Here is a 16,920-nt window from a genome sequence, read left to right as displayed (position 1 = left end):
GGGTTGCAGGCATGGGTAAATCGGTACATAATGGCGCCCATCGAACGCAACGAGGCGTTAAAAACCTCAATGTATTCAATGAGTTACAGTAAGTTGTAGAGAGTTACAGTTGTTCGAGTAGAGGCAGGCCCTTACAGCCCACTCAAGTTTTTATGCGGTGAATGTCGGTGGTAGAGGCATTGATCGTTTGAGGCCGAGTAGCAAAATGGTTATGCAGCGGATTGCAAATCCGCCTACGCCGGTTCGATTCCGACCTCGGCCTCCACTCTTGAAAACCCCGTAGATTAGCGTCTACGGGGTTTTTTATTGGGCTCAGAAAAGTGCGTGATTCAAGAAACGTCGAGAGTGCGGTTCATGGGCGAGCTGAGCGTGCGAAGCTAACCGTCAGCTCACCCAAAAACCGTTTATTTACACCGCGAACCGGTTAACCAGCTGATTGAGGTTAACCGCCAACTTCGACATTTCACCACACGCACTTGCTGTTTGAGAGGCGCCTGCCGCGCTTTGCGTTGCAAGTTCGCGAATGCTGACCAGATTTCGATCAACCTCGCGCGCCACATGGGACTGCTCTTCAGAGGCGGTTGCGATCATGAGGTTGCGTTCGTTAATTTGAATAATGGCGTGTGATATCTGGTCCAGCGAGGTGCTGGCCTCCTGAGCGACGCCAAGTGACTCGTTCGCCAAATCTCTGCTCGTGTTCATCGCCTTCACAGCGAGATCGGAATCGCCCTGAATGGCAGCGATCATTTGCTCGATTTCTTGAGTCGACACTTGAGTACGATGGGCCAGGGCTCTTACTTCGTCAGCCACGACCGCAAACCCGCGACCTTGTTCGCCAGCGCGTGCGGCCTCAATAGCGGCGTTCAATGCCAGCAGGTTGGTTTGCTCTGCAATCGCCCGAATCACCTCGACAACCTTGGTGATGCTTTGCGCACGATCCGACAACCCTTGAATCTGTGCGCTCGTGTTTTCAACGTTGCCATTGAGCTTTTGAATTGACTTCAATGTCTGAGCCACCCGTGCCAAACCCACCTCAGTGTAGCCTTGGGTACGCTTTGACTCTTCGGAAGCTGACTCCGCGTTACGCGCCACCTCATCTACAGCTGCGCTCATTTCCGTGACTGCGGTTGCAGCCTGGTTGACCTCGTCGTTCTGAGCGACCAGGCCTCGACTCGACTCCTCGGTAACCACCGTCATCTCCTCGGCAGCTGACGCCAGTTGAGTGGACGAATCGGATATCTGAATGATCGTGGCGCGCAGGTTCGTCTGCATCTGCGCGAGTGCCTTCAACAGTCGCCCGGCTTCATCAGTCCCGCTGACCGATACTTCCCTGGAGAGGTCACTGGCTGCGATACGTTCTGCAACGGACAAGGCAGCGCTAATCGGCGAGGTGATGCTTTTCGTCAGCAATAATGCCAACGCAACCGTCAAGAGAACCACGCCCGTGATAAGGCCAATCACCAACCACAGGCCGTCGTTATACAGATCGGTCGCGGTTTGCCCGGCCTGCGCTGCGCCCTCGTCGTTGAACGTCGTCAAGTCTTTGATCTGTCCTTCCATGGCATTCGTCAGAGGGCGAATGTTGTTGCTCACCAGGCTGATCGCGGCCGGTATATCCCCTTTCCTCATCAGCGGTTCCAGGATATCCAGCTGTTGGGAGTAGGCCTCGGCGCTTTTCGTGACCGGTGTGTAAAACGAGCGCTCCTTGTCACTCGCCACGAGTGGCTCGTAATTGGCCACCGCATCGTTGAACGCCTTACGGTAACCGGCGAAGCTTTCAATGTTCTTTTGAATGGATTGAGGGTCAGCCAGGCCTCGTTGTGTTTCCAGCCTGAGGCGAAGTGCGGTGGCGTTCATCAATGACGTTTGTCGAATGCTCGCCATCCAATTGAGTTCGACATCTTTTTCAGAGTCCCTCAGCTTTCCCATTTGCTGGACTGCGAATACGCCAAGCACGAAAACCAGACAGATGATCGAAGCAAAAAACAGGGCAGCTCGTGGAGCTAAATTAATATTTCTAAGGCGCATGCGAGAGTCCTGCTTTCAAATAATGGATGTCAAAAGGCTATCGACTCAAAGTTGGAAACTTTAAACCTCCTATCCGGAAAAGGTGACTTCCGCACGGCATGTTCGCTTCAACGCTATGTGATGAGTTGTTTAGCCACGCCTTCATCCTCCCGCGGGAGCGACCTTCTGTTTGTGTTAATCAAGTAACTGCGCAGCCAGTGCCTGGTGATCATCTATATCAGCCATCGCATGGCCGAGCTCCACGAGCTGTCGGACCGCATGTCGGTGCTGCGCGACAGCCAGTACACCGGTGAGTTGACCCGCGAGGCGCTGTCGGCCTGGCGCTGGTGAAGTGGTGGGCACCGCTGGGTTAGCGTGGGCAGGGCACACCGAGCTAACGCGGCTGATCTGCGCTGCGGACCCGCGCACCAGCAGCGCGTGGAGGGGGGGGGGGGGGGCAATACGATCACAAAAAAGAGCGCGGCGTCCGGTTACGGTACGCCGCCAAATACTCAGGTCCACTTATTCTCGAGATGACTAATCCAGTGGGATCGGCTGAAAAGCCCCCTCCATGCCTTTTTGGGCTGCGCCCAGCCATTGCTCAACTTGCTTGAGCTCCAGGTTGAAAGTTTCACAAGCCTGTTTAATCGTTATCTTCTGACTCAGAATCTCAATCACAAGCGCCACCTTGTGCTGAGTCGTCCATTCCCTGGGGTCGGCGGGAAGGGCTGGGCCCTGCGGTGCGCTGAGGCGGCGGATAACCCGACCACCATGGCGAGAAATCGGCGCTTCGAAGAATCGGTACATGAACATTGCTACAGCAATGGAAATGGCGATCCAGCCAAATCGCCACAGCTCTGCAGTCCATGCCGGTAGCTGCAGATAGGCTTGGGTGGCTTTAGAGCCTACTATAGTAAAAATCCCCCAGTGGAACAGGTAGAGGCTGAATGAGCAGTTACCCGCGCTGTTCAGCATGGACACCGGGATTGCAATGCCTTTGTTTGTACTGTGCAACCAGCCGCGTCTTTCAGCATTCAATAAAGCAACTATCAAGAGGCTGGATGCCAGCGCAACACCGAGAACAATAAAGTACAGTTCACCCGAGCCCAGTGTTGCTGATGGCGCATTAATGATTCCTGCGACCGTGGCAACTGAAAGAGCGAAACCTGCTGCTGGATGAATCCATGCCAGCTTTTGTTGATAAAGGTAGAGCGCTATTCCTGCCGCAAATAGCAGTTGAAACGGCGAAAACAAATGGTGCCCCACTGCGTTGATGAGCCAGGGATGGTTTGGAGAAATGGAATACAGGACGGCGCCGATACCGAACAGCAGCAGAAGGGTCAGCATCAACATCCTGTGGCTGTAGCGAATCAGAACCAAGGCCGAGACGAAGTAGAACAACATTTCAAAAATTAGCGTCCAGCCCACTGAATTTATGGGTTTTATTGTGCTGGGTAATAATAATAGCGAATTGATATAAGATGCTGTATCAAGTGGGGTTCCGTATGAAAAAGAGACGTTAAATACATATACACCTATTAACGCAAAAACAAAGGAAAGCCACCATATAGGATAGATTCTGATAATTCGCTTGCCTAAAAACGGAAAGAGCTTGAATTTTTCTCCGGATGTGACGTGAGTAATAATAAAGCCGCTGACTACAAAGAATAGATAAATCGCCCAATGCCCACGGGTGTAGACGAAGGGTATATCAACTTTGTACCCGGCCGGCATCATGTCTATTGCGATGTGAGAGTGAAACAGAACAACAAGTAAAGCGGCAATGCCGCGCACCATTTGAATTGAAATATACTGACTTTTATTCTGTGCGATCATTTCGCTGTTTTCGTCCTGTGGTATCCAGACTGGAATCGTTCCAGGGCCCGCCTTGCGTAGCCCGGCAGTGTATAGAGGTATTGCAATCGCAGCCATCGAAACAGCCGAGACGAATCCGAATCCAGATCCAGTGGTCAGAACTGAATTCAACGGATCAAAAACAAGCAAAACCTCGCTGATGAAACGTTTAACCTCCCGACAAAATGCACACGCAAGCGCTTGCGTAAGCAAATGTATCTGACTACAGTCGGTCTCACTTGATTACAAAAATAATAAATCCAGGAGCTCATCAATGAGCCTTGAACCCTTGCTTGAGATGCAGGGCATCAGCAAAACCTTCAACGGTTTGCGCGTGCTCAAAAGTGTCGGCCTGAAGGTCTTCCCCGGCGAAATTCATGCCTTGATGGGTGAGAACGGCGCCGGCAAATCCACCTTGATGAAGATCCTTTCCGGCGCTTATCAGGCCGATCCCGGCGGTGAAATCCGCATCGACGGCCAGTCCGTCCCCACCTTTACCCCCGCCACCGCCAAAGCCCTCGGCATTGCTGTGATCTATCAGGAACTGAGCCTGTGCCCGAACCTGAGCGTGGCCGAGAACATTTACCTGGGCCGTGAACTGCGCCGTGGCTGGACCATTGACCGCAAAGGCATGCAGGCCGGCTGTGTCGACGTGCTGCAGCGCCTGGGTGCCGAGTTCACGCCAGCCACGCCGGTCAGCAGCCTGTCGATTGCCGAGCGTCAGTTGGTGGAGATCGCCCGGGCGCTGCATGCCCATGCCAGGATCCTGGTGATGGACGAGCCCACCACGCCGTTATCGTCCCGCGAGACTGACCGCCTGTTTGCGTTGATCAAGCATCTGCGCAGCCAGGGCTTGGCGATCATCTATATCAGCCATCGCATGGCCGAGATCTACGAGCTGTCGGACCGCGTCTCGGTGCTGCGCGACGGTCAGTACATCGGCGAGCTGACCCGCGACGCGCTGTCGGCCGAGGTGCTGGTGAAGATGATGGTGGGCCGCGATTTGTCCGGCTTCTACAAGAAGGAACACGCGGCCTACAACCCTGGCAACGTGGTGATGCGCGTGCGTGACATGGCTGATGGCAAGCGTGTGCGCCAGTGCAGTTTCGACCTGCACGCCGGCGAAGTGCTGGGCATCGCCGGGCTGGTGGGGGCAGGGCGCACCGAGCTGGCGCGGCTGATCTTCGCCGCCGACCCGCGCACCAGCGGCACCCTGGAAGTGGTGGGCAAGACCGTCACCCAGCTGCGCAATCCGGCGGACGCGATTCGCGCAGGCGTGGTCTACCTCACCGAGGACCGCAAGGCTCAGGGCCTGTTCCTGGACATGAGCGTGGCCGACAACATCAACGTGTGCGCCTGCGTGCCGGATGCCCATGCCGGCGGCGTACTCGACCGTACGCACGCCTCGCAACGCGCGAATGACGCGATCAAATCGCTGTCGATTCGCGTGGCGTCGGGCAAGGTCAGCGTGGGCTCGCTGTCCGGCGGCAACCAGCAAAAGGTGCTGCTGGCACGGCTGCTGGAGGTCAAGCCCCATGTGCTGATCCTCGACGAACCCACCCGAGGCGTCGACATCGGCTCCAAGTCCGAGATCTACCGCATCATCAATCAACTGGCCCAGGCCGGCGTCGGCATCGTGGTCATTTCCAGCGAATTGCCGGAAATCATCGGCACCTGCGACCGCGTGCTGATCATGCGCGAAGGCCAGTTGGTGGCTGAAGTCGGCGGGGCCTCCGGCCACGCCATCTCCCAGGAACGTATTATTGACCTCGCCACCGGTGGCGATCAGGTGGTGGCCCATGGCTGAAGTGAATGTCGCGACAACAACAGGCAAGGCAGAACGGGTTCGCGAACTGATGCGCACCGTCGGCATGCTGCCGGTGCTGGTCCTGCTGCTGGTGGGCTTTGCCCTGGCCAGCGAAAACTTTCTGACCATGCAGAATCTCTCGATCATCACCCAGCAGGCTTCGGTCAACGTGGTGCTGGCGGCGGGCATGACCTTTGTGATCCTCACGGCGGGCATCGACCTGTCGGTGGGCGCGATCCTCGCGGCGTCCGCCGTGGTGGCCTTGCAGGCCTCAATGTCGCCGCAGTTCGGCATGTTCGGTATCGCTGCAGGCGTAGGCTTTGGCCTGCTGCTGGGCCTGGTCAACGGCGGGTTGATCGCCTTCATGCGTCTGCCGCCGTTTATCGTCACCCTTGGCGCGCTCACCGCCATGCGTGGCCTGGCGCGCCTGCTGGCGGATGACAAGACCGTGTTCAACCCGGACCTGCCGTTCGCTTTTATCGGCAACGATTCAATCCTCGGCGTGCCCTGGCTGGTGGTGATCGCCGTCGCGGTGGTCGCGTTGTCGTGGTTCATCCTGCGTCGCACGGTGATGGGCGTGCAGATCTATTCGGTGGGCGGCAACCCTGAAGCGGCGCGGCTGTCGGGGATCAAGGTGTGGAAGGTGCTGCTGTTCGTCTACGCCATGTCCGGCGCACTGGCCGGGCTCGGCGCGGTGATGAGCGCCTCGCGCCTGTTTGCCGCCAACGGCCTGCAACTGGGGCAATCCTATGAACTGGACGCGATTGCTGCAGTGATCCTCGGTGGCACCAGCTTTACCGGCGGTGTCGGCACCATCGGCGGCACTCTGATCGGTGCGCTGATCATCGCCGTGTTGACCAACGGCTTGGTATTGCTGGGGGTCTCGGACATCTGGCAGTACATCATCAAGGGCATCGTGATCATCGGCGCGGTCGCGCTGGACCGTTATCGCCAATCCGGTGCGCGCACCTGAGTTTCCTCACACAACAATCACAAGAGAGACCCGTATGAACCTCAAACGCCTGTTTCCCGTTATGGCCCTGGCGGCCCTCATGTCCCAAGCCGTCGAAGCCCGTGAGCTCAAAGCGCTCGGCATCAGCATGGGCTCGCTGGGCAACCCGTATTTCGTGACCCTGGCCGATGGCGCTACCGCGCGCGCCAAGGAGCTCAACCCCAACGTCAAGGTCACCTCGGTGTCGGCGGACTATGACCTGAGCAAACAGTTTTCGCAGATCGACAATTTCATTTCATCCAAGGTCGACCTGATCCTGATCAATGCGGTCGACCCTTCCGCCATGGCCTCGGCGATCAAAAAAGCACGTGACGCCGGGATCGTGGTGGTGGCGGTGGATGTGGACGCCAAGGGCGTGAACGCCACGGTGCAGACCGACAACGTCGAAGCCGGCAAGCTGGCCTGCCAGTTCCTAGTGGACAAGCTCGGCGGCAAGGGCAACGTGATCATCCAGAACGGCCCGCAGGTCACCGCCGTGACTGACCGTGTCAAAGGCTGCAAAGCGGCACTGGCCGGCGCGCCGGACATGAAGGTGCTGTCCGACGACCAGGACGGCAAGGGCTCGCGCGAAGGCGGGCTGAACGCGATGCAGGGCTACCTCACGCGCTTCCCTAAAATCGACGGCCTGTTCGCGATCAACGACCCGCAAGCCATCGGCAGTGACCTGGCGGCCAAACAGCTCAAACGCAGCGGCATCGTGATTACCTCGGTGGACGGCGCGCCCGATATCGAGAACGCACTGAAGACCGACACCCAGATTCAGGCGTCTGCGAGCCAGGACCCGTGGGCCATGGCGCAAACCGCCGTGAACGTGGGCAATGACCTGCTCAACGACAAAGCCCCGGCCGAAGCGATCACCCAGCTCACGCCCAAGTTGATCACCCGTGACAATGTCGGCAGCTACAGCGGCTGGTCGAGCAAACGTTGATCGGTTGAGGGGAGCCGCGCCGTGGTCACCATGGATGACGTCGCAAGCAAGGCAGGCGTGTCGACCTCGACCGTTTCCCATGTGCTCAACGGCACCCGCAAGGTCAGCCCGGCCACGGTGCTGGCCGTGCAGCGGGCGATCCAGGCGTTGGGCTACATTCCCAACACCCTGGCGCGCTCCCTCGCGCGGTCGAGCACCAGCACCATCGGTGTGGCGATTTCGGCGCTGTCCAACCATTACTTCAGCGAAACGGTGCACGCGATTGAAACCGAGTGCGCCAAGCATGGCTTCATGATGCTGTTCGTCGACACCCACGATGACCCGGAGCAGGAGCTGCGGGTGATCACGGCGTTGCACCATCGACGGGTCGACGGCATTGTGCTGGCGCCCTCGAACGGCTCGATGGCCCTGGAGTACCTGAGTGCCAATCGGATTCCGGCGGTGCTGGTGGACCGCATGATGAGCGGTCAGTTTGACCAGATCGGCGTGGAAAACACCGAGGCCACCCAGGGGCTGATTGCCCACTTGATCGAACACGGCCACCGTCGCATCGGCTTTATCGCCGGGCGTCCGGGATTCAGCACCACCGATGAACGTGTCGAAGGCTACAAGGCGGCCTTGCAGGCAGCGGGGTTGCCATTTGATCCGCAACTGCTGGTCAACGGCGGCTCGAACACCGAGCCGGCGCGGCGGGCGACCGTGCAACTGCTCGCTCTGGACGCACCGCCCACGGCCATCATGGCCGGCAATAACCTGATGACCCTGGGCGCCATGCATGCCCTGCGTGACGCCGGGCTGGAAGTGCCGACGCAAATGGCGCTGGTGGGCTTCGACGATTTTGACTGGGCGGATTTTTTCGTGCCGCGCCTGACCTTGATCGCCCAGCCCGTGCAGGCGCTGGGCACGCGCGCGGTCAACCTGTTGCTGCAACGCATGGCCACGCCAGGCGCGCCGGCGCAAAGCGTGCGCCTGACGCCGAACCTGCAGGTGCGCAATTCATGTGGCTGTCATTGATTGGAATCACACGCGTATGAGCAGTCCTGTTTCTCTCGGTATCGACCTGGGTACATCGGAACTCAAAGCCGTCCTCATGGACGCAGTGGGCAACGTGCTGGCTCAAACAGGCGTGCGCTTGAGCGTGTCGCGGCGTTATAGCGGCTGGTCCGAGCAGGCCCCGCAAGACTGGTGGCAGGCCTGCTTGCAGGCGCTGGCCAGCTTGCGCGCCCATGAGGCATACAGCCGCGTGGCCTGCATCGGCCTGTCGGGGCAGATGCACGGCGCGGTCTTGCTGGGGGACGACAACCGCGTGTTGTACCCGGCGATCCTGTGGGACGATTCGCGTGCCGTGGCCGAGGCCGAGCAACTGGGCGCCAGCTTTGCCGACATCACCGGCAGCCTGCCGATGGCCGGGCTCACTGCGCCGAAACTGCTGTGGCTGCAACGCCACGAACCCGAGGTGTTCAAGGCGATTGATTGCGTGCTGTCGCCCAAGGATTACCTGCGCCTGTGCCTGTGTGGCGAGCGCATCAGCGAGATGTCCGACGCCGCCGGTACGCTGTGGCTGGACGTGGCGCAGCGCGAATGGTTCAGCCCCATGCTGCACGCCACGGGCCTTGCGCCTGAACAAATGCCCCGGCTGGTGGAGGGCGGCGCGGCGAGCGCCTTACTGACCGCGCAAGGGCTGGGCTTGTCCGCCAGTGTGGTAATCGCGGGCGGCGGCGGCGACAACCCGGTGGCCGCGGTGGGCATCGGTGCGATCAACGCCGGTGACGGTTTCATCACTCTGGGCACCAGCGCGGCGATCGTCGCCATCACCGACCACGCCGCCGGCAACCCGGCCAGCGCCGTGCACAGCTTTTGCCATGCACTGCCCAACCGCTGGTACACCATGGGCGCGATGCTCGCGGGAGCCAGTTGTTTGCGCTGGGTCACACGGCTCACGGGCACCGCCGATGAGCACACGTTGCTGGACCTGGTGCAGGCGCAACTGCCCATTTCACAAACTGTGCCGCTGAGCACACCGTTATTTTTGCCGTACCTCGCCGGTGAGCGCACCCCCCACAACGACCCGCTGCTGCGCGGTGGTTTCATGGGCCTGGGGCATGATTGCACGCCTGCCATGCTCGGCTACGCAGTGATGGAAGGCGTGGGCTTCGGCCTGCTCGACGCCTGGCGCGCGGTGCAGTCGAGCGGTGCCAAGGTCACCGCCTTTGCGCTGGTCGGCGGGGGCGCACGCAGCGAATATTGGGCGCAGTTGCTGGCCAACATCCTCCAGCGCGAGGTGTTCACCCTGCACGGCAGCGAACTGAGCGCCTGCATCGGCGCGGCGAAGCTGGGCTTCCTGGCGATGGGGCAGGGTGCGCAGTTGCTGGCGGCGGGGATGCCGGTCAAGGCGCGCTACTCGCCCGACCCGGCACAGCAACCGGTGCTTGAAGCGCGCCATGCCAAATTTCAGGGCCTGCTGGCCGCAGCCAAATCTGTGGCGAGCGGGCTTGCCCCAATGCCGTTCAGTTAAGGAGAATGTGTGGGCTTATTGTGGCGAGCGGGCTTGCCCCGCGTTGGGGTGCGAAGCGCCCCCAATCCAGCAAAACGCGGTGTACCTGATCCGGCTCAGCGCCTGGTTTTGGGGCTGCTACGCAGCCCAACGCAGGACAAGCCTGCTCGCCACAGGGAATCTGCGCTTAACTGAACGGCCGCTCGCCACAGAAATGTCCTGCCCCACAGATACCGTGTGTCACAACCAGGCAGCATCCCATAACGAATAATCACCAATATGCTCAACCAGCCCCGCCCGTAAAGGGTTGGCAATGATGTAGCGCGCCATTCTGCGAATATCTTCCTCCGCTCTTACCGCTCTATCGTGGTAACCACGTTGCCAGAACCGTTCCCGGCTGCAGCGGGCTCGATTAATACTCAAGGTGCTGCGAGACTTCGTCGCTCGCATTACATCGGCAAGCGTTGAGTCGTTGAGGTTGAACAGCCAATGAAAGTGATCCGGCATGACCACCCACGCCAACGAATTAACGCGGCCCGTTTCATGGGCTCTTTTGAATTCGTTAACCAATAACAGGCCCAACCGAAAGTTCCGAAACAGAGGCAGGCGCTGATGCACCACGGCGGTGACAAGATAAGCACGTCCGGGCTCCGAGTAGCGACCGCGACGCAGCAGGTGTGAGTTTGGTTGGAGAGACAATCCGTTGCTCCTTGCATGGATAAGAAACCTCCACGCTAGCAGCGCATTCGAAGCGACGACGTTGACTACCGTGTCCCTATATTTCAACCCACACCCAGACCCTTGTGGCGAGCGGGCTACCTGTGGTGAGAGAACTTCTGTGGTGAGAGGGCTTGTTGTGGTGAGAGGGCTTCCTGTGGCGAGCGGGCTTGCCCCGCGTTGGGGCGCGAAGCGGCCCTAAACCCAAACACCGCGATCTGTCAGGCAGACCTCGGTGTTTTTATTGGGGCTGCTGCGCAGCCCAACGCGGGACAAGCCCGCTCGCCACAACAAGCCCACTCGCCACAGAAGCCCGCGCGTTAGCGTTTTGGCTAGTGAGTACCCTGGAAAATAATATTTTCCGGGTTGAAATGCCCCACCACGCTGCCCGGTTGCGGCAACCCCAGGATGTGCCCCTTGATCTTGCCCACCACATGCATCTCGCACGGTTTGCAGTCGAACTTCAAGGTCAGCACTTCATCACCATGGATCAACTGCATCGGCGCCACCTTGGTCTTCACGCCCGTCACCCCCTTGGCCTGTTTAGGGCACAGGTTGAACGAGAACCGCAGGCAGTGCTTGGTGATCATCACGGGCACTTCGCCGGTTTCTTCATGGGCTTCAAAGGCGGCGTCGATCAGCTTCACGCCGTGACGGTGATAGAAGTCGCGAGCCTTCTGGTTGTAGACGTTAGCCAGGAACGACAAGTGCGCATCCGGGTACACCGGCGGCGGCGAGGTCTCGGCCTTGCGCCCACCGCGCGGGTGCGCCGCAACGCGGGCAGCCGTCAGGGCTTCGATCACTTCGCGGCGCAACGCCTTGAGCTGCGAATTGGGGATGAAGAACGCCTGCGGTGCATCCAGCGCGATATCGGTGGCGTGGTACTCGGTGGTGCCAAGCTGGCCGAGCAGGTCACGCAGGGTGTCCAGCGCCTGTTCCGGCTTGTTGGCCACGCCAAACGGGCCGGGCAGGGTGATGCTGGCGCTGATGCCTTCTTCACTGGTAGCCGTGACTTCAAGCTGCTCTTCGCGCAGGCGGGCGACCCAGGCCAGGCCGATGCGGCGTTCGGCCGAGGTCTTGAGCAGAGCCTGTTGCCAGTTGTGATCGAGGTTGCGGTTCAGCGGGTGATGCGGGCGCAGTTGATGCAGGCCGGCCGGCATTTCATTCGGCTCCACGCGATAGCGGTAGCGCTTCTGCCCGTCTTCCTCGAACTCGCCCTTGGGCTCGGCAATGTTGGCGCGAAACCCCACCACTTCACGTTTGATCAGCACGTTGAGCCCGTCGCCGTTGGACAGTGGCTCGTGGGTCACTACCTGCAAGTCGCGCTTGCCGGCTTTTTCCACCGTGCCCACTGGCAGGCCGGTAAAGGTCGGGGTGTCGAAGGCGCCGATGTCGATCTTGCGGTCGCTGACAAAGTAATCGGTGCTGCCCCGGTGAAAGGTCTTTTCCGGATCGGGCAGGAAGAAATGCGCGGTACGCCCGCTGGAAGCGCGCGCCAGGTCGGTGCGGTCTTCGAGCACGTCGTCCAGGCGCTGGCGGTAATAGGCGGTGATGTTCTTCACGTAGCCCATGTCCTTGTAGCGGCCTTCGATCTTGAACGAGCGCACGCCGGCTTCGACCAGGGCGCGGATGTTCGCGCTCTGGTTGTTGTCTTTCATCGACAGCAGGTGCTTTTCAAAGGCCACGACGCGGCCCTGGTCGTCCTTCAAGGTGTACGGCAGGCGGCAGGCCTGGGAGCAGTCGCCACGGTTGGCGCTGCGGCCGTTCTGCGCGTGGGAGATATTGCACTGCCCGGAGAATGCCACGCACAGGGCGCCGTGGATGAAGAACTCGACGGCCGCTTCGGTCTCGTCGGCAATCGCGCGGATTTCCTGCAGGTTCAGCTCGCGGGCCAGCACCAGTTGCGAGAAACCGGCCTGATCGAGAAATTTGGCGCGGGCCAGCGTGCGGATATCGGTCTGGGTACTGGCGTGCAGCTCGATGGGCGGGATGTCCAGCTCCATGACGCCCAGGTCCTGCACGATCAACGCATCGACGCCGGCATCGTAGAGCTGATGGATCAGCTTGCGCGCAGGTTCCAGTTCGTTGTCATGCAGGATGGTGTTGATCGTGGTGAAGACGCGCGCGTGGTAACGATGGGCGAACTCCACCAATTGAGCGATATCGCTCACCTCGTTACAGGCGTTATGGCGGGCGCCGAAGCTTGGCCCGCCGATGTAGATGGCGTCGGCGCCATGTAGGATAGCCTCGCGGGCGATGGCGACATCGCGGGCCGGGCTGAGCAATTCAAGGTGATGCTTGGGCAAGGACATAGTTTTTTTAGTCAGGCTTGTCACGGTTGAGGCGCGCATTGTAGCCGTGAAATGCCTGACCGGCATCTACCGCAGGGCTGTCAGGCCTTGGCGGCCATCGCGGTGACTTCCACGCGCATGCCTTTGACGGCCAGTTCAGCCACGCCGACCGCCGCACGCACCGGCCACGGTTTGGCAAAAAAACGCGTGTACACCGCATTGAAGGCGGCGCGGTCGGCCATGTCGGTAAGGTAGATGGTCAGGTGCATCACCCGGTCCATCGAGCTGCCGGCTTTCTCCAGCGCGACTTTCAGCGCTTGCAGCGTGCATTCGCTTTGCAGGGTGATGTCGCCCAGTTCCAGGCTGCCATCGGCGTGGGTCGGGATCTGGGTGGACATCAGGATGCCGTTGAAGCCGATAACGTCGGAAGAAATCGAGTCGGCGTCGGGATCAGGGGTGAAGGTCAGGTCGTGATTGGCCATGGGCGCCTCTTGATGGCAAAAAAACAGAGGCGCCATGGTCCCTGAAAAGCGCCGCCGGGGCAAACCTGAGCAACCGGCAAAAGCGCGGAATTTGACGTCAATAAATAAACATTTTTGCCGCTTAAAGTCCCGTATTCCGCGGCCGATAGCGGCATTGATATAACTGATTATCCGCGCGCTGAGGGCACGTCATGTTCAACAAATCACTCAAGACAGAACTGGCGGCCAGGACGGCCGAAGTCACCGAGTACAAAGGACTGATTGCTGCGCTCGAACGCTCCATGGCCGTGGTCGAATTCGACCTCAACGGCAAGGTGCTGCGCGCCAACGACAACTTCCTCAAGACCCTGGGTTACAGCGCTGCGCAACTGGCCGGCAAGACTCACCGTGATTTCTGCCTGCCGGCGCTCACCGGCAGCCCGGCCTATGCCACGTTCTGGCAAGACCTCAGGGCCGGCAAGTTCGTGTCGGGCACCTTCAAGCGCGTGGATGCCAACGGCAAGGTGATCTGGCTGGAGGCGAGCTACAACCCGGTGCTGGATGAACGCGGCCAAGTGCTCAAAGTGGTCAAATACGCCCTGGACGTCACCGCCAATGTCGAGCAGGAAGCCGCCACCCGCAGCAAACTGGTGGCGCTGGACCGCGCCATGGCGGTGATCGAGTTCGACCTCAGCGGGCAGGTGCTGGACGCCAACCCGAACTTTCTCAACGTGATGGGCTACTCACTGGCCGAGCTCAAGGGCAAGCACCACCGCCTGTTCTGCGAACCGGCGTTGATCAACAGCAACGAGTACACCGACTTTTGGCGCCGCTTGAACAACGGCGAGTTCTTCACCGGGCAGTTCAAGCGACTGGGCAAACATGGCCGCGTCGTCTGGCTGGAAGCCAGCTACAACCCGGTGTTCGACAGCGACGGCAAACTGATCAAGATCGTCAAGTTCGCCAGTGACATCACCGAGCGCGTGGAGAAGTTCGAGGAAGACTCTCGCGGCGCCTCCCGGGCCTACCACATCTCGTCCGAAACCGAACGCTTCGCCGAGCACGGCACCCAGGTGATTCACGACACCGCCACGGAAATGCGGAGGATCGCCGAAAACATCGGCGCCTCGGCCAAGCTGGTGGGGCAGTTGGGCGAGCGCTCCGAGCAGATCACCGCCATCGTCAACACCATTCGCGGGATTGCCGACCAGACCAACCTGCTGGCGCTCAACGCGGCCATCGAGGCTGCAAGGGCGGGCGACCAGGGTCGTGGGTTCGCAGTGGTGGCCGACGAGGTCCGGCAACTGGCCGGGCGCACCAGCCGTTCCACCGCCGAAATTGCCGAGATGATCGGCATGATCCTCTCGGAAACCCGCGACGCGGTCTCCAGCATGAATGCCACTCAGGAAGGCGCGCAACGCGGCGTCAACCTGGCCGACCAGGCCGGCTCGGTGATCCTGCAAATCCGCACCAGCACCAGCGACGCGGTGCAGGCGGTGAGCATGTTTGCCTCGAAACTGGATGAGTCGGAAGTGATTCCGAAGACCGCCGTTGGCTGGATGGGCTGACACCGTGCGCCAGTGAGGTCGTCTATACCGGCTGCCTCACCGCACGGCGCACCCAGTCCACCTCGTCACGCAGCTCCAGCACCTGCCCATGAAACCGCTCCAGTGCGGCATTGTGGCCAACGCTGATGAGGATGGTCTGTGGCAGCGTGTCCTTGAGCAACTGGTAGCAACGCGCTTCGTTGGCCGCGTCCATCGCCGCGCTGCTCTCGTCGAGAAACAGCACCGCCGGGCGCGCCAGCAGCGCACGCACAAAGGCGCAGCGCTGTTGCTCGCCGATGCTCAGGGTCTGTGCCCAGTCGCGTTCCTCGTCCAGTTGCGCCCCCAGGTGCGCCAGGCCAAGCTGGTCCAGCAGCCGCTGTACCACCGCGTCCTGCCCGGCAGGCGCGGGGTTGGGGTACCAGAGGGTTTCGCGCAGGCTGCCCAGTGGCAGATAGTTTTTTTGCGAAAGGGTGAGGGCGCGCTCACGGTCATAGGCGACCGACCCCGAGGCATGGTGCCAGAGCCCGGTAAGGGCGCGAATCAGGGTGGACTTGCCATACCCCGACGGCGCGCGGATCAGCAGGCTCTCGCCAGGCTTTAGCGCAAGGTTGAAGCCGCTGAACAGGCGGCAGCCGTCCGGCAGCCAGATGTCCAGGTTGCGCACGTGCAAGCCGTCACGCTGTTGCGTCAGCACCACAGCAGAATCGACCTTGACGTTGTCCAGACGCTTCTGGAACCCATGCAGCCGGTCGATCACCGACTTCCATTCGGCCAACTCCGGGAACACGCCCACCAGGTAAGCCACGGCCGCATGCACTTCGCCAAAGGCGGCACTGATCTGGGTCAGACGGCCGAGGGTGAAGACCCCGGCAAAAAACTGCGGCGCCATGATAAACATCGGAATCACCGTGGCGCTGCGCAGGTAGAACGTCGAATAACCCATGATCAGCTTCTGCTTTTTCACCAGCACCCAGAAGTTCTGCAGGGCGGCTTCGAGGCGCTGTTTGAAGCGCTGGTTTTCCACCGCCTCGCCACGGTATTGCGCCACCGAATCGGCGTTTTCGCGCAGGCGCATCAACGAAAAACGAAAATCGGCCTCGCGCCGTTGCTGCATGAAATTCAGGTGCGGCAGGGCGCGACCAAGCCAGAAGGCGAAACCGGTGCCGGCCAGCGCATACACCAGCGCCACCCACACCAACAGCCCGGGGATCACCAGGCCGCCATCGCCCAGCGGAATGCGGATCAGGTCCGAGGCCTGCCAGAGGATATTGAGGAACGAAAACAGCGACACCACCGCCGTCAGCAGTCCCAGGCTGAGCTTGAGCGACTTGATGATGAACAGGTCGATGTCTTCGGCGATGCGCTGGTCGGGGTTGTCGACCTCGGTTTCGCTCATTTTCAGTTTCTGGTAGCGCTGGCTGCCCAGCCACTGATCGAGCATGTTGCGCGTGGCCCAGCGTCGCCACACGATGGTCAGCTTCTGCTGGAAGTGAAACGCGCCCACGGTGAATACGGCGAGGCCCACCTGCAGCAGGATGAACTGCCCCGTACCGAGCATGAAGCCCGGGTAATCCTTGGCCTGCAGTGCGTTATAAAAATGCAGGTTCCAGAAGTTGTTGAGAATATTGACGCCCACCAGGCACAGGTTCATCAGCACCGTGCCCAGCAGCAACAACAGGGCCGGGTATTTCTGTTCCGAGGTCCAGAACGGCCGTGCCAGGCGCCAGAAATTGCGAAGTGTATGCATGAGGGCTGAAGATGTCCGGTCGTTGGCGACGTTGAGTTTGCAGGGGAGGGAGGAT

At 60.3% G+C, this 16,920-nt stretch carries 12 protein-coding genes, 1 tRNA gene and 1 pseudogene; 8 read left to right on the top strand and 6 right to left on the bottom strand.

The features are described 5' to 3' along the window. Window positions 1-191: 191 nt before the first annotated feature. Window positions 192-265 (top strand) — tRNA-Cys (locus tag H045_RS09185). 143 nt (window positions 266-408) lie between these two features. Here the strand turns inward: H045_RS09185 and H045_RS09180 are convergent. Next, entirely contained in the window at window positions 409-1,965 is a 1,557-nt protein-coding gene (locus H045_RS09180) for a methyl-accepting chemotaxis protein (RefSeq protein WP_422394101.1), read from the bottom strand. 180 nt (window positions 1,966-2,145) lie between these two features. Here H045_RS09180 and H045_RS25065 point away from each other — a divergent pair. Continuing rightward, a pseudogene (locus tag H045_RS25065) lies at window positions 2,146-2,440 on the top strand (D-xylose ABC transporter ATP-binding protein); the annotation flags it as partial. Window positions 2,441-2,544: 104 nt separating this feature from the next. Here the strand turns inward: H045_RS25065 and H045_RS09175 are convergent. Further along, entirely contained in the window at window positions 2,545-3,843 is a 1,299-nt protein-coding gene (locus H045_RS09175) for an acyltransferase family protein (RefSeq protein ID WP_015372170.1), read from the bottom strand. Between the two features lie 292 nt (window positions 3,844-4,135). Here H045_RS09175 and H045_RS09170 point away from each other — a divergent pair, with 292 nt between their 5' ends. The 5 genes from H045_RS09170 to xylB are packed head-to-tail and all read left to right on the top strand — an operon-like array spanning window position 4,136 to window position 10,123. Next, the gene (locus tag H045_RS09170; protein WP_015372169.1) at window positions 4,136-5,668 is read left to right on the top strand and encodes a sugar ABC transporter ATP-binding protein; all 1,533 of its coding nucleotides are present in this window, start codon (window positions 4,136-4,138) and stop codon (window positions 5,666-5,668) included. Continuing rightward, on the top strand, window positions 5,661-6,641 hold the full coding sequence (locus tag H045_RS09165) for an ABC transporter permease subunit (RefSeq protein WP_003230590.1): 981 nt from the start codon (window positions 5,661-5,663) through the stop codon (window positions 6,639-6,641). Before H045_RS09170 ends, H045_RS09165 begins: the two co-directional genes overlap by 8 nt. Window positions 6,642-6,675: 34 nt before the next feature. After that, window positions 6,676-7,608, top strand: coding sequence for an ABC transporter substrate-binding protein (locus tag H045_RS09160; protein WP_003230593.1), 933 nt, complete (start codon window positions 6,676-6,678; stop codon window positions 7,606-7,608). A gap of 21 nt (window positions 7,609-7,629) precedes the next feature. Then, window positions 7,630-8,622: a LacI family DNA-binding transcriptional regulator gene (locus H045_RS09155; protein WP_015372168.1), complete on the top strand. Its 993-nt coding sequence runs from the start codon at window positions 7,630-7,632 to the stop codon at window positions 8,620-8,622. Between the two features lie 16 nt (window positions 8,623-8,638). Then, window positions 8,639-10,123 carry a xylulokinase gene (xylB, locus tag H045_RS09150; RefSeq protein WP_015372167.1) on the top strand — a complete coding sequence of 495 codons (1,485 nt, stop codon included), beginning with the start codon at window positions 8,639-8,641 and terminating at the stop codon, window positions 10,121-10,123. A gap of 219 nt (window positions 10,124-10,342) precedes the next feature. Here the strand turns inward: xylB and H045_RS09145 are convergent, their stop codons facing one another. The 3 genes from H045_RS09145 to H045_RS09135 form a co-directional block, all read right to left on the bottom strand. Then, window positions 10,343-10,801, bottom strand: a complete 459-nt coding sequence (locus tag H045_RS09145) for an REP-associated tyrosine transposase (protein WP_015372166.1) — start codon at window positions 10,799-10,801, stop codon at window positions 10,343-10,345. A 350-nt stretch (window positions 10,802-11,151) separates the two neighbouring features. Beyond that, complete coding sequence (locus tag H045_RS09140) at window positions 11,152-13,131, bottom strand: peptidase U32 family protein (RefSeq protein ID WP_015372165.1); 1,980 nt, start codon at window positions 13,129-13,131, stop codon at window positions 11,152-11,154. A gap of 80 nt (window positions 13,132-13,211) precedes the next feature. Further along, window positions 13,212-13,592 carry a RidA family protein gene (locus tag H045_RS09135; protein ID WP_015372164.1) on the bottom strand — a complete coding sequence of 127 codons (381 nt, stop codon included), beginning with the start codon at window positions 13,590-13,592 and terminating at the stop codon, window positions 13,212-13,214. 191 nt (window positions 13,593-13,783) lie between these two features. Here H045_RS09135 and H045_RS09130 point away from each other — a divergent pair, with 191 nt between their 5' ends. After that, window positions 13,784-15,139 (top strand): methyl-accepting chemotaxis protein, encoded by a 1,356-nt coding sequence (locus tag H045_RS09130; protein ID WP_003230606.1) that lies wholly within the window; start codon window positions 13,784-13,786, stop codon window positions 15,137-15,139. Between the two features lie 22 nt (window positions 15,140-15,161). Here H045_RS09130 and H045_RS09125 read toward each other — a convergent pair whose 3' ends face one another. Continuing rightward, on the bottom strand, window positions 15,162-16,865 hold the full coding sequence (locus H045_RS09125) for an ABC transporter ATP-binding protein/permease (RefSeq protein ID WP_015372163.1): 1,704 nt from the start codon (window positions 16,863-16,865) through the stop codon (window positions 15,162-15,164). Window positions 16,866-16,920: the final 55 nt, after the last annotated feature.

The sequence above is a fragment of the Pseudomonas poae RE*1-1-14 genome (assembly GCF_000336465.1).
Taxonomy (GTDB): Bacteria; Pseudomonadota; Gammaproteobacteria; order Pseudomonadales; family Pseudomonadaceae; genus Aquipseudomonas; species Aquipseudomonas poae.
Note: the sequence above shows the minus strand (reverse complement) of the source record. Positions and strands in the feature narration are given on the sequence as shown.